Here is a 25,344-nt window from a genome sequence, read left to right as displayed (position 1 = left end):
CCCGCCCATCCATCAAAAGATGACGTGCTTCAAACGATGGATTGCCGGGTCAAGCCCGGCAATGACGGCGTTGTGAAAGGCTCATATGGAAAGAGCGGTGTGGTGATTCTGCAGAGACAAAGTAAGCCCCGTCATTCCGGGACGCGCCCCTTGGCGCGGGCCCGGAATCCATATCCCCTGGCGGTGGTTATGGATTCCGGGCTCGCGCTACGCGCGCCCCGGAATGACGAAAGCGGGCGTCATGCGCGCGTCTCGGCAGGAATTCCCCGATGGACCTGATCACCTTCGGCGTGCAGCTGCTCAATGCCGTGCAGTACGGCATGGTGCTGTTCCTGGTTGCCAGCGGCCTGACGCTGGTGTTCGGGATTCTCGGCGTGATCAACCTGGCGCACGGCGCGTTCTATATGCTGGGCGCCTACCTCGCCTATTGGATCGCGCTGATGACCGGCAACTATCTGGCGGCGCTGGTCGGCGGCGTGGCGATCGCCTTCGTGCTCGGCCTCGCGCTGGAAAGCGTGTTCATCCGCTGGCTGTACGGCCGCGATCATCTGGCGCAGGTGCTGCTGTCGTTCGGGCTGATCCTGGTGATCGACGAAGTGCGTCAGATCCTGTTCGGCAAGGACGTGCATTCTGTCGCGCCGCCGGATTGGCTGTCGGGCTCCATCCAGCTCACCGACAATCTGTCCTACCCGGTGTATCGGCTGGCGATCTGCGTGTTCTGCCTCGCGGTGGCGGCATTGATCTTCCTGGTGATCACCCGCACCAAGATCGGCATGATCATCCGTGCCGGCGCCGAGAATCGCGAGATGACCCGCGTGCTCGGTATCGACTACGACAAGGTCAACCGCCTCGTTTTTGCGGTCGGCATCGCGCTGGCCGCGCTCGGCGGCATCGTCACCGCGCCGATGTCCACGGTGTATCCCGGCATGGGCGACGGCATGCTGATTTTGTCTTTCGTCGTCGTCGTGCTCGGCGGCATCGGCTCGGTCGCCGGCGCCGCCATCGGCGCCCTGCTGATCGGCTTCACCGACACCTTCGGCAAAGTGTTCTTCCCGAGCGTGTCCGGCATGCTGATCTATCTGCTGATGGCGCTGGTGCTGCTGTGGCGGCCCAATGGCATCCTTGGCCGGCGTGAGGTGTGAGATGAAGCGTGAGATCATTGCACGACCTCACCCCACCCCCGCCGTCATGCCCGGGCTCGTCCCGCTTGCGAGGCCGGAGTCCCTTCGGCGCGGCGAAGGCCCGGGCATCCACGCCTTGACGCCGTCTCCGCAGCAAAGGCGTGGATGGCCGGGACAAGCCCGGCCATGACGGAGGAGAAGACGAGCCTGATTAGAACGTACGTGCTGCCGGCGATCTGCTTGATCGCCGCCATCGCGCTGCCTTTCCTCGTGCCGCAATACTACGTGCAGTTCGTCAGCAAGGTGCTGATCCTCGGCGTGCTGGCGATGGCGCTCAATCTGGTGGTCGGGCAGGGGGGGCTTGTGTCGCTGTGCCATGCGGCGTTCTTCGGCCTCGCCGGCTACGTTCTGGCGCTGATGTCGCCGAAATATGATCCCGCCTCGCTGCTGCTGACGCTGCCGGCCGCGGTGATCGCTTCCGGCGCGGTCGCGTTGGTGATCGGCGCATTGGCGCTGCGCACCCGCGGTGTGTACTTCATCATGGTGACGCTCGCCTTCGGCGAGATGCTGTTTTACCTGTTCCACGACGCCGATTTCGCCGGCGGCTCCGACGGCGCCTTCATCAACGCCAAGCCCGAGCTTGTGATCGCCGGCTTCCGCCTGCTCGATCTCGACAAGCCGCTGGTGTTCTACTTCGTGGTCCTGACGGTCACGATCGGCGCGATCGCGCTGCTCACCATATTGGTCCGCTCGCCGTTCGGCCATGCGCTCGCCGCGGCCCGAGACAACGAGCGCCGCGCCCGCGCGCTCGGCTTTCCGATCTTCCGTATCCGCCTGATCGCCTTCACGATCTCTGGCGCGCTCGCCGGTCTCGCCGGTTACTTCGCGGCGATCCAGTTCGGCTTCGTCGCGCCGCAGATGCTCGGCTGGCACCAGTCCGCGGTGGCGCTGGTGATGGTGCTGATCGGCGGCCTCAGCACCGTCACCGGCCCGCTGATCGGCGCGCTGGTGCTGCTCGGCCTCGAAGAGCTGCTGAAGGCGACGTTTGAGCAATGGAAGCTGATCGAAGGCGTCATCGTCATCGCCATCGTGCTGCTGCTGCCGAACGGCGTGCGCCAGCTGTGGCCGATGGTTAGGGGCGAGCGCGCACCCGCGCGTGCTAACAAGCCCGCATCGACCGCCGCCGCTGCGCCGGAGACCGGCCATGCCTGAGACCAGCCTGCGCGCCGAGCGGCTCGGCAAACGCTTCGGCGGCCTGCGCGCCGTCGCCGATGTCTCGATCGAGATCAAGCGCGGCGAGATCCACGCGGTGATTGGCCCCAACGGCGCCGGCAAGTCGACGCTGATCAATCTGTTGTCCGGCGAACTGATCGCCAGCAGCGGCGAGATCAAACTCGGCGAGGCTGATATCACCGCCCTCGCTCCGGACAAGCGGGCCCGCGCCGGCATCGGCCGCGCGTTTCAAAAGACCACGATCTTCCCGCGCTTCACTGTCCACGAAAACGTCCGCCTCGCCGCGCAGGCCCGCTCGCGCGCGCCGCTGCGGATGTTCAGCGGCGCCTTCGCCGACCCCGAGGTGCAGCACCGCACGGCCGATGCGATCAGTCGCGCGGGCCTCGCCGGCCGTGAAAGTATCATCGCCAACGTGCTCAGCCACGGCGAACAACGCCAGCTCGAGATCGCGATGGTGCTCGCGACCGACCCGGCGATCGTGCTGCTCGACGAGCCGCTCGCCGGGATGGGGCATGCCGAGGCGCGCGGCATCATCGCGCTGATCGCGTCGCTGCGCGAACGCCACGCAGTCCTGATCGTCGAGCACGACATGGACGCGGTGTTCGAGCTCGCCGACCGGCTGACCGTGATGCAGGACGGTCAGGTCATTGCCTCAGGTTTGCCACAAGACGTCCGGCGCCATCCGGCGGTCCGTGCAGCGTATTTGGGTACCCACGGAGACGCCGCATGACCGCGCTGATGCAGGCCGAGCGCCTCGAGGCGTTCTACGGCGCCAGCCAGATTCTGCACGGCATCGACCTGACGATCGCCCGCGGCGAGCAGATCGCGCTGATCGGCCGCAACGGCATGGGCAAGACCACGTTACTCCGCACGCTGATGGGCCTCGTGCCGTCGTGCCGCGGCCAACGCTTACTTCATGGCGATGATATCGCCGGCGCGCAGCCGGATGCGATCGCACGGCGCGGCCTTGCGTTAGTCCCGGAAGGTCGCGGCGTGTTCGGCGCCCTCACCGTCGTCGAGAATCTGGTCATGGCCGCACGGCCCGGCCGCGATGGTCGCGCCACCTGGACGCTGCCGCGGATCTTCGAGTTGTTTCCGCGTCTCGCCGAACGCCGCGGCCACGGCGGTCATCAGCTCTCCGGCGGCGAGCAGCAGATGCTGACGATCGGCCGCGCGCTGATGACCAACCCCGACCTGTTACTCATCGACGAGGCGACCGAAGGTCTTGCGCCAATGGTTGCGCAGGAGATCTGGCGCACGCTCGGGGTGATCCGCGGCGAGGGCGTCGCCACGCTGGTGGTGGACAAGGACTTTCGCAGCCTTTCCGCAATCGCCGACCGTATGGTGCTGCTCGCCAAAGGCGCGATCGTGTTCGATGGCGCGCCGGCCAAACTCGCGGAGCAGCCGGAACTGTTGGAGCGGCATCTCGGCGTGTAGCAACGAGTCCGTCATTCCGGGCGCGCAGCGAAGCGGAGCGAACCCGGAATGACGTTGCCTTGTGAAAGGCTACACCGCCTCGTCCTTTAGCCCGAACGCACACGCATCACGGCACAGCACCGGCGACACCATCGCGATTAGTTTCGCTGCGGCGGCATCGACCGTCAGTCCCGCGGTATCGAGCACCCCGGCGGCGCGCGCGTAGAGAGGTTCGCGGCTGTGCAGGATGGTGCGGAGTTCCTGCATGGCGGCGCGGTCGTCGGCCATCGGTCGCAGATCGCCCTGGCGGCGGACGCGCGCCATGTGTTCTTCGGGCTCGGCCTTCAGCCAAATCGTGTAGAACGACGACAGAATCTGATCGAAGGTGATCGCCTCGGAGACGATGCCGCCGCCGGTCGCCAGCACCATCAGCTCTTTCCGCGCCAACAGTTGCGTCAGCGCCGCCTGCTCCATGCGGCGGAAGCCTTCCTGGCCGTACAGCGCAATGATCTCGGCCACCGACAGGCCGTTCTGCGCTTCGATCTCCTTGTTGAGCTCGACGAAGCTCCAGCCGATCTTGTCGGCGAGGATGCGCCCCAGCGTCGACTTGCCGGCGCCGCGCAGCCCGATCAGCGCCACCCCGTGAAACGCGTTGGCGCGCCGCGCGCCGGCGCCGAGCCGCCCCATGCCGGACAGCACATCCTTGGCGTGCGCGATCTGCACCGGCGTCGCGCGCCGCACCAGATCGCGGATCACCGGCCAGTCGATCGAGTTGTCGCCCGACGGCAGCAGATCCTCCAGCGGCGTCGCCAGCGCGTCGGACACCCGGCGCAGCAGCATGATCGACACGTTGCCTTTGCCGCTCTCCAGCTGTGCGATGTAACGCTCGGAAATCCCTGAGACTTTCGCCAGCACCTTGCGCGACATGCCGCGCAGTCCGCGCAGCGTGCGGACGCGCTGGCCGAGCTCCAGCAGGAAGCCGGCGTCGGAGTCGTTCGTCTCTGGCGTATCGGGAAGTGCACTCATGCGGACTGAATCATAGTGCCGTGCAGGATTGACAGCAACCCGGTCTGGTGGCTTCCTATGCACTATAATTCTAATGAACTATAATTCTAATGGGAGAACGCCATGAACCTTGGCGTGACCGGGCGATGCACGGGATGACCGGGGCTGGGTCGTACAATGCGGTGAGCTGGCTGCTCGACCGTAATGTCGCCGAGGGACGCGGCGACAAGCTCGCCTTCACCGACACGGTGTCCGAGCTGAGCTACCGGGCGCTGCAGGCACAGACCTGCCGCGCTGCGAATTTGCTCCGCCGGCTCGGCGTTCGCCGCGAAGAGCGCGTGGCCATGATCATGCTGGATACGATCGACTTCCCGGTCGTGTTCCTCGGCGCCATCCGCGCCGGCGTGGTGCCGGTGCCGCTCAACACGCTGCTGACCGCCGAGCAATACGCCTATGTGCTGGCCGACTGCCGCGCCCGCGTGCTGTTCGTCTCCGAAGCTTTGTATCCGGTGGTGAAGGACATCCTCGCCGGCCTGCCGGATCTCGCGCATGTCGTCGTTTCGGGTAGTGACGCGCACGGCCATCTCAAATTTGCGGACGAACTCGCGCGCGAGAGCGACAGCTTCGACACCGCGCGCACCCATGCCGAAGAACCAGCGTTCTGGCTGTACTCGTCGGGCTCGACCGGCATGCCGAAGGGCGTGCGGCATCTGCACGCCAACCTCGCCGCCACCGCCGAGACCTATGCCAAGCAGGTGCTCGGCATTCGCGAGGACGACGTCGTGCTGTCGGCGGCGAAGCTGTTCTTCGCCTATGGGCTCGGCAATTCGCTGACCTTCCCGCTGTCGGTCGGCGCCACCACGGTGCTCAACGCCGAGCGGCCGACGCCGGCGGTGATCTACAGACTGATGCAGCGCTACAATCCGACGATCTTCTGCGGCGTGCCGACGCTGTTCGCCGCGATGCTCAACGATCCGGCGCTGAAGAGCGAGACTGCCGGAGCGCGGCTCCGGATCTGCACCTCTGCCGGCGAGGCGTTGCCGGAATCGGTCGGACTTGCCTGGAAGGCGCGGTTCGGCGCCGACATTTTGGACGGCGTCGGCTCGACCGAGCTGCTGCACATCTTCCTGTCGAACGCGCCGGGCGACATTCAGTACGGCACCTCGGGCCGGCCGGTGCCCGGCTACAAGGTGCGGCTCGTCAATGAAGCAGGCGCGGACGTTGCCGATGGCGAAGTCGGCGAACTGCTGGTCGATGCGCCGTCCGCCGGCGAGGGCTACTGGAATCAGCGCAGCAAGAGCCGCGCGACGTTCGAGGGCAACTGGACCCGCACCGGCGACAAGTACATCCGCGACGCATCTGGTCGCTACACCTTCTGCGGGCGCGCCGACGACATGTTCAAGGTGTCGGGCATCTGGGTGTCGCCGTTCGAGGTCGAGAGCGCGCTGATCACCCATCCGGCCGTACTCGAAGCCGCAGTGGTGCCTGACGCGGACTTCGACGGCCTGCTCAAGCCGCGTGCTTACGTCGTGCTGCGCGAAGGCGTTGCGGCGGACGGGCTGTTCGAGCGGCTCAAGGACCACGTCAAGCAGAAGGTCGGGCCGTGGAAATATCCGCGCTGGATCGAGGTGGTGCAAAGCCTGCCGAAGACGGCGACTGGCAAGATCCAGCGCTTCAAGCTGCGCGAGGGCGGGCAGTGAATTTGACTTCCGCATCTTCGCTGCTAAGCGCAGCGCTTACAACTCCCCTCCCCCTTGCGGGGAGGGGTCGGGGGTGGGGGTCCCCGAGCACGGTGCCTGTGTCCACCCCCACCCGACCGGCCTTACGGCAAAGCCGATGCGGAGCATCGGCGTTTGTTTTGGAGACGGCGGCCGAAGGCCGCCTATGCACCCTTCCCGCAAGGGGGAGGGGAACGAGGCCGCGCTGATGACGAATCTTCCGACAACAGGCCATCTCGCCATCGGCGACCAACAGCTCGAATATCGCATGATCGGGCCGTCGCCCGCCGAGGCTCCGACCCTGGTGCTGCTGCATGAAGGGCTGGGCAGCGTCGGGCTGTGGGGCGATTTTCCCGACAGGCTCGCGGCGGCGACCGGCGCCGGCGTGTTCGTGTATTCACGCGCCGGCTACGGCCAATCGAGCCCCGCCGCGCTGCCGCGCAAGGTCGACTACATGCACCGCGAGGCGCTCGATGTGCTGCCGCGTATGCTCGACGCGATCGGCTTCCGTCGCGGCTTGCTCATCGGGCATTCCGACGGCGCCTCGATCGCCGCGATCTATGCGGGCGGCGTGCCGGATCATCGCATTCGCGGCGTCACGCTGATCGCGCCGCATTTCGTGGTCGAGGATATTTCGGTCGAATCCATCGCCGCGATCAAGCAGGCCTATGAGACCGCCGAGCTGCGCGCCAAGCTGGCGAAGTGGCACAAGGATGTCGACAACGCCTTTCGTGGCTGGAACGACGCCTGGCTCGATCCGGCATTCCGCTCTTGGGACATTGCCGATCACCTCGCTTACATCCGCGTGCCGGTGCAGATCGTGCAGGGCACGGACGATCAGTACGGCACGCTGCGGCAGATCGCGATCGCCAAAGCCGAGTGCTACTGCCCGGTCGAAACGGTGATCCTGCCGAACACCGGCCATGCCCCACACCGCGAGGCGGCGGAGGCGACGCTTCGGGCCGTGGCGGATTTCGCCGATCGCCTGCTGCAAGGGCATGGTGAGGCCACGACGATCGACTCGTAAACTGCAAGAAAATGCATATCGGCGATGGATGCCGCTGGACGACTGCATTTTAATGCATTATAATTCATCTTAATCGAATCTAGGGAGGAGCCGCATGGCCGCGGAGGATCGCGTTCTCGCCAACGGAGCGAGTCGGATCGATTTTCAGACCGATCCGTCGCGCTATCGGCATTGGAGGCTGGCGGTCGACGGCGAGGTCGCGACCCTCACCATGGACGTCGATGAGAATGGCGGCCTGTTCGAGGGCTACCAGCTCAGGCTGAATTCCTACGACCTCGGCGTCGACATCGAACTCGCCGACGCGATGCAGCGGCTGCGCTTCGAGCATCCGGGCGTGAAGGTGATCGTGCTGCGCTCCGGCAAGAACCGCGTGTTCTGCGCCGGCGCCAACATCCGCATGCTGGCCGGCGCAACGCATGCTCACAAAGTCAATTTCTGCAAATTCACCAACGAGACCCGCAACGGCTTCGAGGACTCGTCCGAGTTCTCGGGCCAGCGCAGCATCGCGGTGATCAACGGCACCGCGGCCGGCGGCGGCTACGAGCTGGCGCTGGCGGCCGATCAGATCATTATGGCGGACGACGGCGCCGCCGCGGTGGCGCTGCCGGAAGTGCCGCTGCTCGCCGTGCTTCCCGGCACCGGCGGGCTGACGCGCGTGGTCGACAAGCGCAAGGTGCGGCGCGACCGCGCCGATTTCTTCTGCACCATCGAGGAAGGCATCAAGGGCAAGCGCGCCGTGCAATGGCGGCTGGTCGACGAGATCGCGCCGAACTCGAAGCTCGAAGCCAAGCTCGCCGACCGTGTGAAAGCGCTGGCGGCGTCGTCGTCGCGCAACGCGACCGGAAAAGGCATCGAACTCACGCCGCTGACGCGGAGCTTCGATGACACCGGCGTGCGCTACAAATTCGTCAGCGTCGATATCGACCGCGACGCCCGCATCGCGACGATTTCGATTTCCGGCCCGGACGCAGCGCCGCCCGCTGATATCGACGGCCTGTTCGCGCAGGGCGCATCCTATTGGCCGCTGCAGGTCGCGCGCGAGCTCGACGATGCGATCCTGCATCTGCGCATCAACGAACTCGGCATCGCCATGCTGGTGTTCAAGTCGCACGGCGACAGCGCGCAGGTGCTGGCGCACGATGCGTTCCTCGAATTCAACAAGGCGCACTGGCTGGTCAATGAAATTCGGCATTACTGGAAGCGCGTGCTCAAGCGCGTCGACGTCACCTCGCGCACGCTGGTGACGCTGGTCGAGCCCGGCTCGTGCTTCGCCGGCACGCTGGCCGAACTCGTGTTTGCCGCCGACCGTTCCTACATGCTGATCGGCACCCGCGAGGGTGACAATCGCCCGGCGCCGATGTTGACGCTGAGCGTGATGAATTTCGGCCCCTATCCGATGAGTCATGGACTGACGCGGCTGCAGTCGCGCTTCCAGGCCGATCCCGACGAACTGAACCAGGCCGAGGCCAAGATCGGCGAGCCGCTCGATGCCGAGGCGGCCGATGAGCTTGGCCTGGTCACCTTCGCGCTCGACGATATCGATTGGGACGACGAGGTCCGCGTGTTTCTGGAAGAGCGCGCCTCGTTCTCGCCCGACAGCCTCACCGGCATGGAAGCCAATCTCCGCTTCGTCGGGCCGGAGACGATGGAGTCGAAGATCTTCTCGCGCCTCACCGCCTGGCAGAACTGGATCTTCCAGCGCCCCAACGCCGTCGGCGAAGACGGCGCGCTGCGCCGCTACGGCACCGGCCAGAAGGCGCAATACGACATGACGCGAGTCTAAGCCTTTCCGTCATTGCGAGCGAAGCGAAGCAATCCAGAAACGCCGCGCACCGAGTCTCTGGATTGCTTCGTCGCTTCGCTCCTCGCAATGACGCACTGCTTTTCGAGACGTGCGACCGCCAAAGGAGCCGCCCATGAACATGAACATCATGAACGTCGACTACTCGACCAAGATCCCCAACAACGTCGATCTCGCCTCCGATCGCCAGGTGCTGAAGGCGCTGGAAGGCTGGCATCCGGGTTACATCGACTGGTGGAACGACATGGGGCCGGACGGCTTCCAGGAGAAGCTGGTGTATCTGCGCACGGCCTATTCGGTCGATCCGCGCGGCTGGGCCAAGTTCGACTACGTCAAGATGCCGGACTATCGCTGGGGCGTGCTGCTGGCGCCGCAGGAGGAAAATCGCAAGATCCCGTTCGGCGAGCATTATGGCGAGCCGGCCTGGCAGGAAGTCCCCGGCGAATATCGCGCGATGCTGCGCCGGCTGATCGTGATCCAGGGCGACACCGAGCCGGCCTCGGTCGAGCAGCAGCGCCATCTCGGCAAGACCGCGCCGTCGCTCTACGACATGCGCAACCTGTTCCAGGTCAATGTCGAGGAAGGTCGCCATCTGTGGGCGATGGTGTATCTGCTGCAGAAGTACTTCGGCCGCGACGGCCGCGAGGAGGCAGACGATCTGCTGCGTCGCCGCTCCGGCGATGCCGACGCGCCGCGCATGCTCGGCGCCTTCAACGAGGCGACGCCGGACTGGCTGTCGTTCTTCATGTTCACTTACTTCACCGACCGCGACGGCAAGATGCAGCTGCACTCGCTGGCGCAGTCGGGCTTCGATCCGCTGTCGCGCACCTGCCGCTTCATGCTGACCGAAGAAGCCCACCACATGTTCGTCGGCGAGACCGGTATCACCCGCGTCATCCAGCGCACCTGCGACGCGATGCGCGAAGCCGGCATCACCGATCCGACCGACATCGCCAAAGTGCGCGCGCTCGGCGTGATCGATCTGCCGACGATCCAGAAGAAACTCAACCTGCACTACACGCTGTCGCTCGATCTGTTCGGCTCGGAAGTCTCGACCAACGCCGCCAACGCCTTCAACTTCGGCATCAAGGGGCGTTATCACGAGACCCAGATCGACGACGATCACCAGCTCAAGAATGCGACCTATCCGGTGCTGAAATTCGTCGACGGCGAGATCAAGCGGGTTGACGAGCCGGCGCTGACCGCGCTCAACATGCGGCTGCGCGACGACTATTCGCAGGATTGCGTCAAGGGCCTGCTGCGCTGGAACAAGGTGATCACCACCGCCGGCTACGATTTCAAGCTGGCGCTGCCGCACGTCGCCTTCCACCGCGCGATCGGCGAGTTCAAGGACGTCCACGCGACGCCGGAAGGCGTCCTGATCGACGCAGGCACCTGGGCGAAGCGCAGGGACGACTGGCTGCCGTCGTCGGACGACGGCGACTTTATCTCGTCGCTGATGCAGCCGGTGAGCGAGCCGGGGGAATACGCCCCGTGGATCTCGCCTCCCAAGGTCGGCATCGACAACAAGCCCGGCGACTTCGAATACGTGAAGATCGAGTCGTAAGGCCCGCCCGGCGGCCGAACGGCCTAGGCCGGCACGCCGTTCGCGAGATGGTCGATCGCGGCGGCGACACCGCCCTTGCTGTGCGGGATGTTCAGCGCCGTCAGGGCCATTTCGATCACGCCGAGCGTGCCGAGGATCATCGGCGCGTTGATGTGGCCCATGTGGGCGATGCGGAAGGCGCGGTCCTGCAGTTCGCCGATGCCGACGCCGAGCACCAGGCCGCACTTCTGCTTGCAGTAGCGATGCAGCGCCAACAGATCATGGCCGTCGGCGGCCCGCACGGTCGTGACCGTGTCGGCGCGCTCGCGGGCATTGTCGATGTTGAAGCTGAACACCTGACCTTCGCTCCACACGGCGACCGCGCTACGTACCGCTTCGGCCAGCAGCCGATGCCGCATGAAGGTCGCCTCCAATCCTTCGGTGAACAGCAGGTCGAGCGCCTTGCGCAGCGCGAACAGCAGGTGCACCGGCGCGGTGCCGGCGTATTTCTGGTAGTGCTCGGGCCCGTCGCGGTTGGTCCAGTCCCAATACGGCGTGCGCAGATCGGCGTGCTGATGCGCCGCCCGGGCTCTGTCGCCGACCGCGACGAAGCCGAGGCCGGGCGGCGACATCAGGCCCTTCTGCGATCCGGACATCGCGACGTCGATGCCCCAGGCGTCCATCTCGAACGGCATGCAGCCCAGCGAGGCGACGGTGTCGACCATGAACAGCGCCGGGTGCCCGGCCGCCTTGATGGCCCGTCCGATCGCCTTGAGATCGTTGACGGCGCTCGACGCGGTGTCGACCTGCACCACCACGATCGCCTTGATGCTGTGGTCCGTGTCGCGGCGCAGCCGTTCCTCGACCTCGGCGGGATTCACGGCGCGGCGCCAGTCGCCCGGCAGCACTTCGACCTCGCAGCCCATCGCCTGCGCGGCGTTGCCCCAGCCGAGCGCGAAGCGGCCGCTTTCCAGCACCAGCACCTTGTCGCCGCGCGACAGCACATTGCTGATCACCGCTTCCCAGGCGCCATGGCCGTTCGCGATGTAGATGTAGGATTTGCCCTTGGTGGCGAACAGCCGGCTGAGGTCGCGCAGCAGGCTCTCGCTCAGCTCCACCATCTCGTTCGAATAGATGTCGAGCGCCGGGCGATGCATCGCCTGCAGCACTTCGTCCGGCATGGTGGTGGGGCCGGGAATCGCCAGGAATTCCCGGCCGGCGCTGACGGCCATAACATCATCCTCGTCGTTGAAGCGGCCGCGACCATGCCGCCCCGTGGAACCGATTTCAAGGCGCGGGTGCGATCGCCTCAGTGATGGCGCGAAACAGTCGATCCTTGATCGTCGTGGCGAGCGGACTCGGCAGCATCGCGGCGGGGGTGTCGCGCGTCCGGCCGTTCTCGACCAGGCGGAAAATCCAGACTTCACCGTCGGTGTAGTAGCGGTCGCCTTCGCCATTGCGGCCGGCGATCGTTGGTCCGATGCCGGTGACCTGATAGCGCGCCTCGACCATGCCGGCAGATTCGAGGTCGGCGGCGAACCGCTCGCGCTCGGCGTCGATGTCCGGATCGATGTGGTGGGTCACGGCGCCGGTGTAGTGACTCAGCCCGACGCCGCGGTCAAAGGTGGCGTCGCCGAGCCAGACCGGGCGGCCTTCATCGCCGCTGTCCAGCACCTTCCATAGCCGGACGTGATGACGCCGGTCAGCGCTGCGGCCGTCGGGCTTCTCGAAGGCGAGATCCTCGCGCCGGCCGAGATAATACAGGTTCGACACCGGCGCATTGCGGTACGGCCGGTCGAGCAGCACGCTGCCGGCGATCTCGATCGAGGAGCGCAGCGTGATCGGATCGGCCGGCGCCCAGCCGGCGGCCAGCATCGCGCGCAGCACGTCGGTCTGATTGCCGATCAGTCCGACATTGATCGGGTCGCCTGGAATGCTTTGTGCGGTGCTGGTCGCCATCGGCAGTTCGGCGAGGCCGCGCTGATGGTCGTAATGCGTCCAGAACAGCGGCAGTGCCAGATAGGCGGCGAGCGTGTAGACCGTGATGAACAGCGCGGTGACCAGGCCGGCCCGCCGCCACCGCGGATGTCGCCGTCCTTTGGGATCGCCTGTCGCGCTCACGTGCCACTCCCCGATTCGGGCAGCTCACGCTAGCGGCGCGTCTCCCGGCAGCCGGCGGCTTCGGCATCCTCGACCGAGCAGAACCAGCGCGTGCCCTTGCTGATCTTCATCTGGATCTTGGCATACCAGCGGCTGGTGGGCTTGTGATAGATGCATTCGCCCGAGGTGTTGACGTTGCCCTTGATGGTGCAGTCGGGCGACGGCGCGACCGGACCGGACGCCGAGGCGAGCAGGATGCGGCGGGCATTCTTCGGCGGCCGGGTGGCGCCGAGGATCACGGTCTTGTTGTTGCGTACGCGCCAGTCCCACGGCGCGATGAAGGCGCCCTGCCACAGCCCGACCTTGGCGGCGCGCGCGGTCTTCTCGTCCGCATCGTAGGTGTGGGACATCCGGACGTAGGACAGCGCCCAGCCGTTCTGCACCATCCATTGCTGGATGTCCTCGCCGTCGACCGTGCACCTGGCGATCGCCTGCTTCTTCTCGGTGCGCAGGATCGTGCAGGTCCAGCTCTTGCCGCCGACGTGGCCGGCCAGCGCGTCGCGCGCGGCGATGCCGCAGGTCCAGCGGTCGCCCTTGGGGCCGAGGCAGAGCTGATCGAGCGACGGCGCTTCGATGCCGGCGAGCCGGATGCGGGTGCCGCCGATCATGATCTGGTCACCGTCACGGATTTTCGGCACGCCGCTGACGTCGGCGGCCTGCGCAGCGACGGGCAGCAGCAGGGCGAACCACAACGGGAGCAGGAGAGCTTTCAACATGCGTTCGCCATCTCGATCGGACCAATGCGACGACGCGCGCCGTCCCGCCGCAGCAAGGTGCCCGATTGTGAGGATTATTGGGCGCTCAGGCCAGCGCGGCGCTTAGTCCGATGCTTCAACTTCGCGCGAGACGTGTTCATCGGCGGTATTCGTTCATCTCGGTCAACCGCGGTGCTGCGCGCGCAGGATGGCCTGCCGTGCCAGCGCCAGCCCCATCAGCACGAAGGCGGAGGTGACCTGCGGCCCGCCGACCAGAATACGCGTCGGCGTCTTCATCTTGTTCCATTCATAGGCCTTGAACGGGCCGCGCCCGCCGCCTTCGCCGAGATGATTGAGGATGCAGTGCAGCGCCGGCGTGAGCTGCGCCAGCTCCGCATCGAGATGACCGAGCGCGATCAGCGCCAGCGCGGCGTCGAATACATTCATCTCCCGGGCGACCAGTTCGTCCTGGACATAGGTCAGCACTTGCCCGCGGATGAAGTCGAACACGCCGTCCGGATCGATCGCGCGCCGCGCGGTCTCGTCGAGTGCACGGAAGGCGACGTAGCAGCGGCCGAAATAGGCGCAGTACAGCTCGGGCAGATAGTAGACGTGCGATTTGGGATCGGCGAAGCCGCCGCTGGCGACCAGCCGGCGGTGGAAGTCGACGATGCGCCGCACCGTCTCCAGCCGCGACGGCGTTTCGATGATTTTCCAGCGCGCGCAATTGCGGAAGCTGACTTCGAGCACGTCGAGATTGAGCGTGGGGTCGAGGTCGTTGCCGAACGGCCGCTCGCCGGCGACGTTGTCGATCCAGGTGACGATGCCGCCGTCATAGTCGACATTGTCGTTGAGCGGCACGGTGACCAGCGGCGCATTGGCGCCGGCGCGGACCTGGTAGGAGGCGTAGAAATCGATCAGCGGCTGATCGAGAATCGGATCGGTGGAGTTGGCCTGGGTCGCCGCCGAGATCGAGCAGGCGGTGGTGTCGCAATCGGGCACGTAGACGCCGAAGCCGAGGTCCCGCTTGATATGCGTGAAGAACCGGCTGAAGCGCGGATGCGGCGGCGGCGCCAGCGCGGTGATCACGTCGAACGACTCGCCGTCCGCTGAGCGCACGCGTTCGCGGCTGGTCTTGATGCAGAACTCCGTCATGTCGGCGATGATCCGCCGCGCGGTCCGGACGTCTTCGGGAGTGCCGAGGCCGGTGTCGATGAAGCTGAGTAGCGCCTCGATATAGAACGCGTCGTAATAGGCGGAGCGATGCCGGATCTGTACCGGCTCCCACATCGGCTCGGCGATACCCCGCCACGGCGGATTGATCACGCCCGCGACCGGCGAGCGCACGATGAACACCCGCGCCAGATTGAACAACAGCGTCGAGTTCTTGTAGCTGCGGGCGTTCAGCCCGGTCAGCGCCGCCAGGAAAGCGCGGCTGTCGAAATCCGGATCGCCGATCAGGTTGAAGGCCGCATAGGTCGGGATGAAGCCGTGCCGCTCCCACGATCGCAGCAGATGATCGCCTGCCGCCCGGATCGCGCTGTCGATATCGGCGAGCCGGGGCATCTGGGTCGGTGCCGGCATCGGCCGCGGCCGCGGATGCTGCAGCTTCACCGTATCGAGCAGGGCGGCGATCGGGCGGCCGATCACCGCCCAGTCGGGATCGGACGCATCGCGCGCGGCAATCAGCGCGTCGCGGATCGCCCTGAACCGGACCGGGTCCTTCAGCTCCGGCAGGCCGGCGCTGCGCAGCAGCGGGCGGAGTGCCGGATTGGCCAGAGCGGTCTTGTAGAACTTGGAAATATGCGGATCGCCGTGCTTGCGGCCGAGGAAGACCGGGTCGCACAGGTCGTACAGCGATGGAGCCTGTTTGCGGGCGGTCAGCGCGCGAACCGCCGCGCCGGCCATCGTCAACATGTCCATGGTCCTTCCCGCCGTCCAGAAGCGTCAAGTCTTTGATAAATCACGGTCCAGCCGGATTGACAAATTCACCCTTGGGCCGCGGCGCCACGCCGCGCCCTGCCGGCTTCGCCATTCGCAACAGGTTGGCGCTGAGGTCTTCCAAGATTCAGATCGGGGGCCGTAAGTCACGCGGCGTAATATTGATCGAAAAACTGTGAACGGTTCCAAGCATAGCTTCAGTCTAGGCATTCCGAGATCGACCGGCTATACGGTGCCGACGATTGCTGACTTGCCCGAAGGGCTTGAAACGGTTAATCCTTTGTTATGGTGCGGCGCCGCAATTAGAGCGTAATTCAACCGCACGGGATTGCCTCATCCTTCACCGACGTATCGCGCCGTGCGCTGAAATGTGCGCGGATCAGGATCGATTGCTGATGATGTTTCGCGTACCCCGTCCGTCGCGCCGCTCGATGACGACGATCGCCACCCTGATCGGCGTGGTGTCGGCTGCCATCGGCGCACACGCTGCGCTCAACAAGCGCGGCGTCGATCCGTTGCGCGGCAAGGACACCGCACAAGTCGGCACGGCCACGTCGACCGCTTCGCGCTTCGCTCTGGTGATCGGCAATGGCAGCTATCCGGATGCTTCCCGGCCGCTGTCGCAGCCGCTCAACGACGCCCGCGCGCTCAGCGCCGCGCTGCGTCGCGAGGGCTTCGATGTCGACGCGATCGAGGATGCCCGGCGCGACGACATTCTGCAGGCGGTCGAGCGGCTGAAGGGCAGGGTCACCAAGGACTCCACCGTCGTGCTGTTCTTCGGCGGCTACGGTATCCAGTCCGGCCGCGAGAGCTACATGATCCCGGTCGATGCCCGGATCTGGAAGGAGGCCGACGTCCGCCGCGCCGGCGTCAGCATCGAGGCCGTGCTGGACGCATTCAAGGACAGCGGCGTTCAGGCCAAGCTGGCAATCATCGACGCCTCCCGCCGCAATCCCTATGAGCGCCGCTTCCGCGCCTATTCGCATGGGCTGGCGCCGATCAGCGCCCCGGCCAATGCGCTGGTGTTGTCGTCGGCGACGCCCGGCAAGGTCGCCGAGGACGGCGACGGCGAGAACAGCGTGCTGGTCGGCGCGCTGCTCGGTTCGATTTCGTCGCGTGTGGTCAGCGCCGACGCCGCTTTCGCCAAGGCCCGGCTCGCGGTGACGCGAGCGACCGGCGGCGCGCAGGTGCCGTCGGTGTCGTCGTCGCTGGTCGACGACGTGAAGCTGGCGCCGGTGACGGCAGACGCCTCCGCCGGCACGGGCGGATAATCAACGCTTCCTTTGATGGACAAAAAAGACCCCGGCGCGGCACCGCACCGGGGTCTTTTATCTGTGCGGATGCTGCGGATCAGTTCGACTGCAGCACGAAGCGGCGGTTGTCCTTCTGCGGCGGACGCGCGTTCATCGGATACAGCTTGGCGAAGGTCGCGATGTCTTCCTCGGCGACGGTGATCGGATTGGCCAACACCATCCAGTCGACCACTTCGGAGCACGGCGGCGTCGTCAGCGAGCCTTCGTAGCGATAGTAGGCGCGCTTCTCGGGCAGCAGGGCGTTGGGATCGATCGCGGCGTCGGCCTTGACGGCCGGGCCTTCGCTTTGCGGCATGGTGGCGACGATCTTGGCGAAGGTCGGGTTGGCCTTGCCCTGCTGCATCAGCACGCCGAGCACGCCCAGCGTGCCGGATTCGGCGCGATGCACGAAGTGCACTTCCATCGGGAAGTTCTTGCCGTCGATCAGGTGCTCGCTCGGATGGTGGAAGTGAAACTGCACCAGCTTGAAGGTGACGCCGCCGAGCTTCAGCTTGCTGTCGTCGGCGACATTGACCTGGATGGTGTGGCCGTTATTGACGATGGTATCGACCTTGCCGGTCCATTCCGTCTCGATCGGGTACAGATTGGCGCTGACGGTGACGCCGATGTCGATCGGCGATTGCTGCACGCCGATGCTGCAGATCTGGTTGGCGGAATCCAGCTCACCCCATTTCGCCGGCCCGCTGTCGCCCTCGTATCCCCAATGATGCGCGCCTTCGGCGGCGACGCCAGCGGTGGCACAGAGCGGGCATAGGGCGAGGCCGGCGAAGGCTTTCAGAATAGCGCGACGATCCATGATTCGGTGCTCCCAGCAGTCGAGGTTCCATTATGGCCGGGAGCCCTGCTTTGTGAAGTCAGGAGAAGTGCTACCTGAGTGCCCGGATCACTGGCTGGCCCAGACGATGCGGGCGATCCACTCGACTTCGGACGGTGCCAGCGTCCGGTCGGGGTGGCTGGGATTCAGCGAGGCCAGCTCGACGATCTTGGTGGTCCGCCGCTTCAATTCCTTCACCATCACCTCGCCGCCGGTCGTTCGCACCACCACGCGGTCGCCGCGCCGGATTGCAGTGCCGGGCGAGACCACGATGATGTCACCGTCGCGATAAGCGGGCTTCATCGAGTCGCCGGAGATCTCCAGCGCATAGGCGTGCTCGTCATTGATTGAGGGCAGCCCGACTTCGTCCCAGCCCTTACCGGCGGGAAATCCGCCGTCGTCGAAGAAGCCGCCGGCTCCGGCCTGGGCAAGCCCGAGCAGCGGCACCGATTGCACCACGCGCGGCCGATCGGTGATCAGTTGCACGAAGGTGTCGATCGCCGTGTTGGTCGCAGTCAGCGCCTTGGCCACCGATTCGGTCGACGGCCAGCGCTCGCGTCCGTCATTGGTGATCCGCTTCGACTTGTTGAAGGTGGTGGGATCGAGGCCTGACTTCTTGGCAAGCCCGGAGGGTGAAAGTCCCGACCGTTCAGCCAGGCGGTCCAGCGCAGTCCAGATCTGGTCGTGTGTCAGCATGTGCATCGCGGCCATCCCCATGGCGAAGCCCGGCGCGCCGGGCAACAAAAAAAGAGCTTGACAAGTAGGAATTATTACCTCAACGCCCCGCGTTCCGCAATCCCGTCTTGCGAGAAAAACGCGGCCCTTGCGGTGTACCCGGGCGGCCGATACGGTCGACCGCAAGCCCGGGGGATTTCCAGGCAACCGAACGCGTCCCGATTCGCTTTCAGCGGGTTCGGCTTCGCGATCAGGACGTGCGCAAATACTGTTTCCGCGGATGTTGTTTCGGTTGCCCGGCGCTTTCTCGGGTTGCATGACCGATCCGCCTTGACCAGCCGCAACGGGAATCCGCGCCTTTGCGCACGATCTACAAAATCTGTGACGCTCCGGCGTGGCGCGAGGCCGAACAGGCCGGCGTCTATCGCGGCAGCGTCGACGACAGCCGTGACGGCTTCATCCATTTCTCCACCGCGGAGCAACTGGCGGGCACGCTCGCCAAGCATTACGCGGGCAAGACCGATCTGAAGTTGATCGCCGTGGAGGCCGACGCGCTCGGCCCGGCGCTGCGCTGGGAGCCGTCCCGCGGTGGCGCGCTGTTTCCGCATCTGTACGGCGAGCTGGCGCTGAGCGCGGTCACCTCCGTGCAAGAGATCACCAGCCGCGCCGACGGCGGCCACGATATTCCGGAGCTTGTGCCGTGATCCGCGCCTTCGATGCCCTGTCGTTGCCGCTGCTGCGGCTGTTCGATGCCGAGGATGCGCACCGGCTGGCGATCCAGGGCCTGAAGCTGCTGCCGCAGGTCAAGCCGCGCCCGGACGATTCGAAGCTCGCGGTGCGGGCGTTCGGCCTGAACTTCCCCAATCCGGTCGGCATCGCGGCCGGCTTCGACAAGAATGCCGAGGCGCCGGACGCGCTGATGCGGCTCGGCTTCGGCTTCGTCGAGGTCGGCACCGTGACGCCGAAGCCGCAGGCCGGCAATCCGCGGCCGCGGCTGTTCCGGCTGGAGCGCGACGAAGCGGTGATCAACCGCATGGGCTTCAACAATGACGGCAGCGAAGTCGTGCTGCGGCGGCTCGCAGCGCGGGCCGGGCAGGGCGGCATTCTCGGAGTCAATGTCGGGGCCAACAAGGACAGTCCCGATCGCGTCGCCGACTACGTGTCGCTGATCGAGACCTTTGCGCCGGTCGCCAGCTACTTCACCGTCAACGTGTCGTCGCCCAACACGCCGGGGCTGCGCAATCTGCAGCAGGCGGCGGCGCTCGACGATCTGCTGGCGCGGGTGATCGAGGCGCGCGAGCGGGTGCGGGCCAGCGCCGGCGATACGCCGGTGCTGCTGAAGATCGCGCCGGATCTGACGCTCGGCGAACTCGACGACATCGTGCATATCGCCCGGTCGCGTCGGGTGGACGGCATGATCGTTGCCAACACCACGCTGTCGCGCTCGCCGCTGCTGCGCGAGCGCAGCAAGCTGAACGAGCAGGGCGGGCTCAGCGGCCGGCCGCTGTTCAGGCTGTCGACCCGGATGGTGGCGGAGACCTATGTGCGCGCCGAGGGCGCATTTCCGCTGATCGGCGTCGGCGGCATCGATTCCGGCGGCGCGGCGCTGACCAAGATCCGTGCCGGCGCCAGCCTGGTGCAGCTCTATTCGGCGCTGATCTACAAGGGCCTGGGCCTGGTCGAGAGCATCAAGTCCGACCTCGCCTCGACATTGCTCCGCACCGGCCGCGATTCGCTGTCCGAAATCGTGGGGGCGGATGCTCCGACGATAACTGCGGAAGACTGGCCGGTGTAGCTATCCGCTTTCCTTGCCAAGTCCCCCATCGTTCCGGGGCGCGCACCCTTGCGCGCCAACCCGGAATCCGGACGAGCTGGAAAAGAACACACCAACATCGAGGTTCCGGGTTCACAAGCTACTCTCGTGCCCCGGAACGACGTGCTCGGGGCGGGAGCTGGCGAGCGCAGCGGACTACAACTCCACGATCAGCCCGTCGCTCGCCGCCAGATGGCTGATGCTGTCCAGCCTGTGCAGCACCTCGTCGCCCATATGGGTCAGGATCAGCCGCTTGGGGTTGATCTGTGGCAGGTGGCTTTCGAGCAGCTTCAGGCTGATGTGGTTCTTCACCGTGCGGTCGTAGGTGTAGGCCTCGCAGACGAACACATCGGCGTCGTGCGCGGCATCGACCAACGTCGGTGTCCACTGGGTGTCGCCGCTATAGGCCAGCGTGCGGCCCTCGGCTTCGATCCGATAGGCGTAGAACGGCCCGCCGGAATCACCATGCACCACCGGGAACGGCGTCACCGTCACCGGGCCGAAGCTGCGCGGCGTCGCGGGATCGAGCGCGACGACTTGCAGGTCGAACGTCGGCTTGACGGCCGACGAATGCTCGAACAGCGCCTCCATCACCCGCGTCAGCCGGATGTCGATGCCGGCCGGCCCGGCGATCACCAGCGGACGCTTGCGCTTGCTGAACTGGGCGTCGAGCAGCAAAAACGGCAGGCCGCCGAAATGATCGCCGTGGAAGTGAGTGATCAGCACCAGATCCAGCGCCTCGCGCGGGATGCCGTAGCGCTTCAGCGCCGGCAGCGAGGTGGCGCCGCAGTCGATCAGGAAATTGGCGCTCTGGCCGGCAACGTGGAAGCAGGTGTTGAGGCGGCCGCCGGAGCCGAACGCGTCGCCGCAGCCGACAAATCGCAGTTGCATCGCTGATCCCCCGGCCGGCGGTCTGCCGTGCCGGGGCACCTCTACGCCCGGGGGATGGGGAGCGAAAGCCCCACCATCGCCGGATTGCGTCTCAGACCAGCTCGACCTTGCCGGTGGCGAGGTCGTAGACGCCGCCGACCACCTTGAGCTTGCCGCTGGACACCATGCCGGCCAGGATCGGCTGCGACTCCTGCAGGGTTTTCACGTTGTGGCGCACATTGGCGATCACCGCGCGCTGCGGCAGGTTATCGCCGGTCTCTTTCAGGGCCGGCTCGACGCCGGGCTTCATCGCACGGACCAGATCGCCGATATGGCCGGGCAGGTCGTTGCCCTTCTGCAGCGCGCCGATGGTGGCGTTGATGGCGCCGCAATTGCTGTGGCCCAGCACCAGGATCACCTTGGTGCCGAGCACTGCGGCGCCGTATTCGAGGCTGGCGAGCCCGTCCGGCGTGACGAAATTGCCGGCGACGCGGACGACGAACAGATTGCCCGGCCCCTGATCGAACGCCAGCTCGGGCGCGATCCGCGAGTCGGCACAGCCGAGGATCGCGGCGAACGGCGACTGGCCTTGCGTCCGGGCCACCCGGCCGACGGAGAAGTCGCGCTCGCGCAGGTCGTTGCCGATGTAACGCGCGTTGCCCTGCATCAGCTTGTCGAGCGCGGCGTCCGGCGTATCGCTCGGGCTCTGGGCCGCCTGGGCATAAGCGGCCGCAGGTAGCGCGGCGGCGGCCAGCAGGCCTAATCCGCCTTGAAACAAGGTGCGTCGGGACAGTCCGGACTCAACGCAGGCGTCGCACATTCCATCTCTCCTCTGAGGGCGTTTCCGAGGGGATGGTATTTCCAGTGATGAGTTTCCGCGAAGAGCTGTTTTGAGCACAACTAACTAGTCGTGAAGACCGACTTAAAACGGAGCTGCAAGCTTTAGGAAAAATCAGCGCGTCGCCATCGGTGGAAACGACAGCCGCAGCATCGCCGGATAGCGCAGCGCCTGCAGCCCGCCGCGCCAGACGTAGTGCAGCAGCAAAGCGAGCCACAGGCCGGTGTTGCCGAACGGGCGGAGTGCGAACCAGCCGGCGAAGAACAACACCAGCGACAGCAGCATCAGATTGCGCATCTCGCGCGCCCAGGTGGCGCCGATGAAGATGCCGTCGAACGCGAAGGCGAACACGCCGAGCAGCGGGGCCAGCGTCACCAGCCATAGATAGTCACGCGCGGCGATCCGCAGCTCGGGGTTCGACGTCATCGCGTCGATCAGCAGCGGTCCGGCGAACGCGTAAGTGACGCTCACCACGAGCGCGAACGCAAAGCCCCACAGGATCACCAGCCGCGTCGCTGCGACGAAGCCGGCCCGGTCTCGCGCGCCGAGCGTGCGGCCGCACAGCTGCTCGGCTGCATTGGCGAGGCCGTCGAGGAAGAATGCGCTCACCATCAGGAAATTGTTGAGCACCGAATTGGTGGCCAGGATGACGTCGCCGGAGCGGGCGCCCTGCGCGGTGAAGAACAGGAACACGGTGATCAGCGCCGCGGTGCGGATCATGATGTCGCGATTGACCGCGAACATCCGCCGGAGCTTGTCGCGATCGAACAACGCCTTGCGCGCCGGCCGCAGGACGCCGCGGAACAGCCAGCCGGCGATCGCCAGCCCGATGATCAGTCCCGCCCCCTCGGCGAGGATCGCCGCGACCGCCGCGCCGGTGATGCCGAAATCGAACCACAGCACCAGCGTCAAGGTGGCGGCGATGTTGACGAGGTTGATCGCAACCTGGATGCCGAGCGCCAGCGTGGCGCGGGCCTGCCCGACCAGCCATCCGAGCACGGCGAAATTCGCCAGCACCAGCGGCGCCGACCAGATCCGGATGGTGAAGTAACTGCGCGCTGCGGCGCTCACCGCGTCGCTGCCGCCCATCGCACCGATCACCGCGCTGGCGAGCGCCGCCTGCAGCGCGACTAACAGAAGCCCGACCGCGCCGGCGACGATCAGTCCGCGCAGCAGATGCGCCGGGACCTCGCCGCTATGGCCGGCGCCGAGCGACTGCGCGGTGAACGCCAGCGTGCTCATCCGCAGGAAGCCGAACAGCCAGAACAGGCAGTCGAAGATCACCGAGGTCATCGCCACGCCGCCGAGCAGCGTGGCGTCGCCGAGTCGGCCGATCGCCGCGGTGGCGACGACGCCGAGCAGCGGCGTGGTCAGATTGGCCACCATCGCCGGTCCGGCGATGGCAAAAACCTGCCGCGAGGTGACGCTGGAGTCTTGTGGCAAACCTGTGGCGCCCGCGGATCAGCGCCCGCGCGGCCCGCCGAACAGGCGCGACAGCAGCCAGATCGGAATGACAATCACAGCGCCGAGCAGGAAGTACCGCCATAGCCCGGTGATCGCGTCGAAGCCGAGATCCCAGATGCGTTCGAACAGCAGCCGGATACTGACGAGGATATTCCACGGGTCGAGGCCGATCGCCGCCAGCACGACGCCGACCAGGATCGACATCAGCACCAGGCGGAACAGCACCGCGAGCGGCGAGCCGCCGAGGAAACGGGTCAGGCCGTCGCCATTGGCTGGCAGGGGGCGGGTATCGTCGCGCATGGCTTCGGGTTCCTCGTGCGGGTCGGCCGCATGATAATCGCTGTCAGGGAAATGGGGAACTGGCTTGGCGGCGTCAATGGCCGGGCGTGGCGGCTTTTTCGCGGTGCGGCGTCTCGGCCTTCAGCATCCGCTCCAGGGTTTCGAGCCGGTCGGCGTCGCGCGGCGGCTTGTCCCAGCGCAGCCGGTTGATTCGCGGGAAGCGCATCGCCACGCCGGACTTGTGCCGCGGCGAGCGCTGCAGGCCTTCGAACGCGACTTCCAGCACCAGGCCCTGATCGGGTTCGTGCACGACATGGCGGACCGGGCCGAACTTCTCGGTGGTGTTGCGGCGGACGAAACGGTCGATCTGCAGCAGCTCTTCGTCGGTGAAGCCGAAATACGCCTTGCCGACCGGCACCAGCTGATCGCCGCTGTCGCCTTCGGTCCACACCCCGAAGGTGTAGTCGGAGTAGTAGGACGAGCGCTTGCCGTGGCCGCGCTGCGCGTACATCAGCACGGCGTCGATGATGTGCGGGTCGTGCTTCCACTTCCACCATTGGCCTTTCGGGCGGCCCGGCAGATACAGCGCGTCGCGCCGCTTCAGCATCACGCCCTCGACCGCATCGGCATCGAGGCCGGCGCCGGCGGAGGCCGGATCGCGCCGCGCGGCAGCGAGGCCTTCCCAATCGTCGAACGCCACGGTCGGCGACAGGTCGATCCTCGGATCGTCGAGCCGCGCAATGAAGGTTTCGAGCCGCGCGCGGCGTTCGGCAAACGGCAGCGTGCGCAGATCCTCGTCGGCGTCGCCGAGCAGATCATAGGCGCGCAGATGGATCGGATAGTCCTTGGTCAGTTTCGGCGTCACAGATTTGCGGTTGAGCCGCTGCTGCAGCACGTTGAAGGTCTGCACGCGCTTGTCGCGCAGCACCAGCAGTTCGCCGTCGATCGCGCCCGGCAGCCGCAGCGACGGCAGCAGGTCGGGGAAGCTCATGGTGATGTCTTCGCCGCTGCGCGAATACAGCCGCACGACCATCTCGCCGTGCTCATTCAGCCCGCTCACAGCCTGGACGCGGATGCCGTCCCATTTCCATTCGGCGATGTAGTCGGCCGGGTTCATCGCGGCGAAGTCGCCGTCCTCGACCGCATGCGCTAGCATCACCGGCCGGAACGGCGCCGGATCGCGATTGACCGGCTGCGGCCCGCGGCCTTCCAGCCAGGCGAACAGCTCGAGATAAGGCGGCTCGAGGCCGGGCCAGATCAGCTCGACGTCGTGCGGATCCTTGTCGCCGAGCGCCGCCGCCGCGGTCTTGGCGAGCCGCGCCGAGACGCCGATGCGCAGCGAGCCGGTGACCAGCTTCAAGAGAGCCCAGCGCCCGGTCTCGTCGAGCTCATCCAGCCACCGCGCCAGTTGCGCCGGCATCTCGGCCTTGCCGAGACTGTGCAGCGTGGTGACGATCTCGGTGAGCGTCGGGGGAGGTGGGTTGTTGTGGCCGGGGCTCACTTCAGCGCTTGGTTCTGAAGCGATATCCTCTCCCCGCGCGGGACGAGCTCCCTCTCCCGCTTGCGGGAGAGGGTTGGGGTGAGGGCGCCCCAAGGATGGCGTCCCGTTGGCGAC

General features: G+C 66.2%; 23 protein-coding genes. 11 read left to right on the top strand and 12 right to left on the bottom strand.

Annotated features, from left to right (window positions below; all coding sequences use genetic code 11):
* Positions 1-269 precede the first annotated feature (269 nt).
* The 4 genes from IP86_RS22095 to IP86_RS22080 all read left to right on the top strand — a co-directional run bounded on the left by IP86_RS22095 (position 270) and on the right by IP86_RS22080 (position 3,791).
* The gene (locus IP86_RS22095; protein WP_054164586.1) at positions 270-1,142 is read left to right on the top strand and encodes a branched-chain amino acid ABC transporter permease; all 873 of its coding nucleotides are present in this window, start codon (positions 270-272) and stop codon (positions 1,140-1,142) included.
* Positions 1,143-1,307: 165 nt separating this feature from the next.
* A complete protein-coding gene (locus tag IP86_RS22090) occupies positions 1,308-2,333 on the top strand; it encodes a branched-chain amino acid ABC transporter permease (RefSeq protein WP_054164585.1) in 1,026 nt (341 codons plus the stop codon).
* Positions 2,326-3,084 carry an ABC transporter ATP-binding protein gene (locus tag IP86_RS22085; protein ID WP_054164584.1) on the top strand — a complete coding sequence of 253 codons (759 nt, stop codon included), beginning with the start codon at positions 2,326-2,328 and terminating at the stop codon, positions 3,082-3,084. Before IP86_RS22090 ends, IP86_RS22085 begins: the two co-directional genes overlap by 8 nt.
* The gene (locus IP86_RS22080) at positions 3,081-3,791 is read left to right on the top strand and encodes an ABC transporter ATP-binding protein (protein ID WP_054164583.1); all 711 of its coding nucleotides are present in this window, start codon (positions 3,081-3,083) and stop codon (positions 3,789-3,791) included. The genes IP86_RS22085 and IP86_RS22080 overlap by 4 nt, the downstream gene beginning before the upstream one ends.
* Before the next feature lie 69 nt (positions 3,792-3,860).
* Here the strand turns inward: IP86_RS22080 and IP86_RS22075 are convergent, their stop codons facing one another.
* The gene (locus IP86_RS22075) at positions 3,861-4,796 is read right to left on the bottom strand and encodes a helix-turn-helix transcriptional regulator (RefSeq protein ID WP_054164582.1); all 936 of its coding nucleotides are present in this window, start codon (positions 4,794-4,796) and stop codon (positions 3,861-3,863) included.
* A 125-nt stretch (positions 4,797-4,921) separates the two neighbouring features.
* On the opposite strand from IP86_RS22075, the gene IP86_RS22070 reads away from it, so the two are divergent.
* The 4 genes from IP86_RS22070 to boxB all read left to right on the top strand — a co-directional run bounded on the left by IP86_RS22070 (position 4,922) and on the right by boxB (position 10,888).
* Entirely contained in the window at positions 4,922-6,475 is a 1,554-nt protein-coding gene (locus tag IP86_RS22070; protein WP_054164581.1) for a benzoate-CoA ligase family protein, read from the top strand.
* A gap of 226 nt (positions 6,476-6,701) precedes the next feature.
* On the top strand, positions 6,702-7,520 hold the full coding sequence (locus IP86_RS22065) for an alpha/beta fold hydrolase (protein ID WP_054164580.1): 819 nt from the start codon (positions 6,702-6,704) through the stop codon (positions 7,518-7,520).
* A 94-nt stretch (positions 7,521-7,614) separates the two neighbouring features.
* Positions 7,615-9,303, top strand: coding sequence for a 2,3-epoxybenzoyl-CoA dihydrolase (boxC, locus tag IP86_RS22060; protein WP_054164579.1), 1,689 nt, complete (start codon positions 7,615-7,617; stop codon positions 9,301-9,303).
* A 133-nt stretch (positions 9,304-9,436) separates the two neighbouring features.
* A complete protein-coding gene (gene boxB, locus IP86_RS22055) occupies positions 9,437-10,888 on the top strand; it encodes a benzoyl-CoA 2,3-epoxidase subunit BoxB (protein ID WP_054164578.1) in 1,452 nt (483 codons plus the stop codon).
* 23 nt (positions 10,889-10,911) lie between these two features.
* On the opposite strand, the gene IP86_RS22050 is transcribed toward boxB, so the two are convergent.
* The 4 genes from IP86_RS22050 to IP86_RS22035 form a co-directional block, all read right to left on the bottom strand.
* Entirely contained in the window at positions 10,912-12,099 is a 1,188-nt protein-coding gene (locus IP86_RS22050; protein WP_054164577.1) for a pyridoxal-phosphate-dependent aminotransferase family protein, read from the bottom strand.
* 55 nt (positions 12,100-12,154) lie between these two features.
* Positions 12,155-12,988, bottom strand: a complete 834-nt coding sequence (locus tag IP86_RS22045; RefSeq protein ID WP_054164576.1) for an LssY C-terminal domain-containing protein — start codon at positions 12,986-12,988, stop codon at positions 12,155-12,157.
* 29 nt (positions 12,989-13,017) lie between these two features.
* The gene (locus tag IP86_RS22040; protein WP_054164575.1) at positions 13,018-13,743 is read right to left on the bottom strand and encodes a thermonuclease family protein; all 726 of its coding nucleotides are present in this window, start codon (positions 13,741-13,743) and stop codon (positions 13,018-13,020) included.
* A 162-nt stretch (positions 13,744-13,905) separates the two neighbouring features.
* On the bottom strand, positions 13,906-15,645 hold the full coding sequence (locus IP86_RS22035) for a hypothetical protein (RefSeq protein WP_054164574.1): 1,740 nt from the start codon (positions 15,643-15,645) through the stop codon (positions 13,906-13,908).
* Positions 15,646-16,058: 413 nt separating this feature from the next.
* On the opposite strand from IP86_RS22035, the gene IP86_RS22030 reads away from it, so the two are divergent.
* Positions 16,059-16,934, top strand: a complete 876-nt coding sequence (locus tag IP86_RS22030; RefSeq protein ID WP_054164588.1) for a caspase family protein — start codon at positions 16,059-16,061, stop codon at positions 16,932-16,934.
* 79 nt (positions 16,935-17,013) lie between these two features.
* Here the strand turns inward: IP86_RS22030 and IP86_RS22025 are convergent, their stop codons facing one another.
* Complete coding sequence (locus IP86_RS22025; RefSeq protein WP_054164573.1) at positions 17,014-17,772, bottom strand: carbonic anhydrase; 759 nt, start codon at positions 17,770-17,772, stop codon at positions 17,014-17,016.
* An 87-nt stretch (positions 17,773-17,859) separates the two neighbouring features.
* Positions 17,860-18,486 (bottom strand): S24 family peptidase, encoded by a 627-nt coding sequence (locus IP86_RS22020; protein WP_054164587.1) that lies wholly within the window; start codon positions 18,484-18,486, stop codon positions 17,860-17,862.
* Between the two features lie 338 nt (positions 18,487-18,824).
* Here IP86_RS22020 and IP86_RS22015 point away from each other — a divergent pair, with 338 nt between their 5' ends.
* Positions 18,825-19,169 carry a DUF952 domain-containing protein gene (locus IP86_RS22015; RefSeq protein ID WP_054164572.1) on the top strand — a complete coding sequence of 115 codons (345 nt, stop codon included), beginning with the start codon at positions 18,825-18,827 and terminating at the stop codon, positions 19,167-19,169.
* Entirely contained in the window at positions 19,166-20,260 is a 1,095-nt protein-coding gene (locus IP86_RS22010) for a quinone-dependent dihydroorotate dehydrogenase (RefSeq protein ID WP_054164571.1), read from the top strand. Before IP86_RS22015 ends, IP86_RS22010 begins: the two co-directional genes overlap by 4 nt.
* Before the next feature lie 174 nt (positions 20,261-20,434).
* Here IP86_RS22010 and IP86_RS22005 read toward each other — a convergent pair whose 3' ends face one another.
* From IP86_RS22005 to IP86_RS21985, 5 genes are all read right to left on the bottom strand, one after another.
* Positions 20,435-21,169, bottom strand: a complete 735-nt coding sequence (locus IP86_RS22005) for an MBL fold metallo-hydrolase (protein ID WP_054164570.1) — start codon at positions 21,167-21,169, stop codon at positions 20,435-20,437.
* 91 nt (positions 21,170-21,260) lie between these two features.
* Positions 21,261-21,968, bottom strand: a complete 708-nt coding sequence (locus IP86_RS22000) for a carbonic anhydrase (protein ID WP_054164569.1) — start codon at positions 21,966-21,968, stop codon at positions 21,261-21,263.
* Between the two features lie 132 nt (positions 21,969-22,100).
* Complete coding sequence (locus IP86_RS21995) at positions 22,101-23,372, bottom strand: MATE family efflux transporter (protein ID WP_082364191.1); 1,272 nt, start codon at positions 23,370-23,372, stop codon at positions 22,101-22,103.
* Positions 23,373-23,447: 75 nt separating this feature from the next.
* A complete protein-coding gene (locus tag IP86_RS21990) occupies positions 23,448-23,750 on the bottom strand; it encodes a DUF6460 domain-containing protein (protein ID WP_054164567.1) in 303 nt (100 codons plus the stop codon).
* A 73-nt stretch (positions 23,751-23,823) separates the two neighbouring features.
* Positions 23,824-25,344, bottom strand: a 1,521-nt coding sequence (locus IP86_RS21985) for an ATP-dependent DNA ligase (RefSeq protein ID WP_054164566.1), incomplete at its 5' end; no start/stop codon positions are given.

Origin of the sequence: Rhodopseudomonas sp. AAP120, from assembly GCF_001295845.1 — a bacterium.
In the GTDB taxonomy this organism is placed as follows: domain Bacteria; phylum Pseudomonadota; class Alphaproteobacteria; order Rhizobiales; family Xanthobacteraceae; genus Rhodopseudomonas.
The sequence above is the reverse complement of the archived record's forward strand: the minus strand, read 5'-3'. Positions and strand labels throughout refer to the sequence as shown.

Bases quoted from the DNA above. Each gene is read 5' to 3' on its own strand.
- IP86_RS22095 (WP_054164586.1), top strand. From the start codon at position 270: ATGGACCTGATCACCTTCGGCGTGCAGCTGCTCAATGCCGTGCAGTAC.
- IP86_RS22090 (WP_054164585.1), top strand. From the start codon at position 1,308: ATGACGGAGGAGAAGACGAGCCTGATTAGAACGTACGTGCTGCCGGCG.
- IP86_RS22085 (WP_054164584.1), top strand. From the start codon at position 2,326: ATGCCTGAGACCAGCCTGCGCGCCGAGCGGCTCGGCAAACGCTTCGGC.
- IP86_RS22080 (WP_054164583.1), top strand. From the start codon at position 3,081: ATGACCGCGCTGATGCAGGCCGAGCGCCTCGAGGCGTTCTACGGCGCC.
- IP86_RS22075 (WP_054164582.1), bottom strand. From the start codon at position 4,796: ATGAGTGCACTTCCCGATACGCCAGAGACGAACGACTCCGACGCCGGC.
- IP86_RS22070 (WP_054164581.1), top strand. From the start codon at position 4,922: ATGCACGGGATGACCGGGGCTGGGTCGTACAATGCGGTGAGCTGGCTG.
- IP86_RS22065 (WP_054164580.1), top strand. From the start codon at position 6,702: ATGACGAATCTTCCGACAACAGGCCATCTCGCCATCGGCGACCAACAG.
- boxC (WP_054164579.1), top strand. From the start codon at position 7,615: ATGGCCGCGGAGGATCGCGTTCTCGCCAACGGAGCGAGTCGGATCGAT.
- boxB (WP_054164578.1), top strand. From the start codon at position 9,437: ATGAACATGAACATCATGAACGTCGACTACTCGACCAAGATCCCCAAC.
- IP86_RS22050 (WP_054164577.1), bottom strand. From the start codon at position 12,099: ATGGCCGTCAGCGCCGGCCGGGAATTCCTGGCGATTCCCGGCCCCACC.
- IP86_RS22040 (WP_054164575.1), bottom strand. From the start codon at position 13,743: ATGTTGAAAGCTCTCCTGCTCCCGTTGTGGTTCGCCCTGCTGCTGCCC.
- IP86_RS22035 (WP_054164574.1), bottom strand. From the start codon at position 15,645: ATGGACATGTTGACGATGGCCGGCGCGGCGGTTCGCGCGCTGACCGCC.
- IP86_RS22030 (WP_054164588.1), top strand. From the start codon at position 16,059: ATGATGTTTCGCGTACCCCGTCCGTCGCGCCGCTCGATGACGACGATC.
- IP86_RS22025 (WP_054164573.1), bottom strand. From the start codon at position 17,772: ATGGATCGTCGCGCTATTCTGAAAGCCTTCGCCGGCCTCGCCCTATGC.
- IP86_RS22020 (WP_054164587.1), bottom strand. From the start codon at position 18,486: ATGCTGACACACGACCAGATCTGGACTGCGCTGGACCGCCTGGCTGAA.
- IP86_RS22005 (WP_054164570.1), bottom strand. From the start codon at position 21,169: ATGCAACTGCGATTTGTCGGCTGCGGCGACGCGTTCGGCTCCGGCGGC.
- IP86_RS22000 (WP_054164569.1), bottom strand. From the start codon at position 21,968: ATGTGCGACGCCTGCGTTGAGTCCGGACTGTCCCGACGCACCTTGTTT.
- IP86_RS21995 (WP_082364191.1), bottom strand. From the start codon at position 23,372: ATGGTGGCCAATCTGACCACGCCGCTGCTCGGCGTCGTCGCCACCGCG.
- IP86_RS21990 (WP_054164567.1), bottom strand. From the start codon at position 23,750: ATGCGCGACGATACCCGCCCCCTGCCAGCCAATGGCGACGGCCTGACC.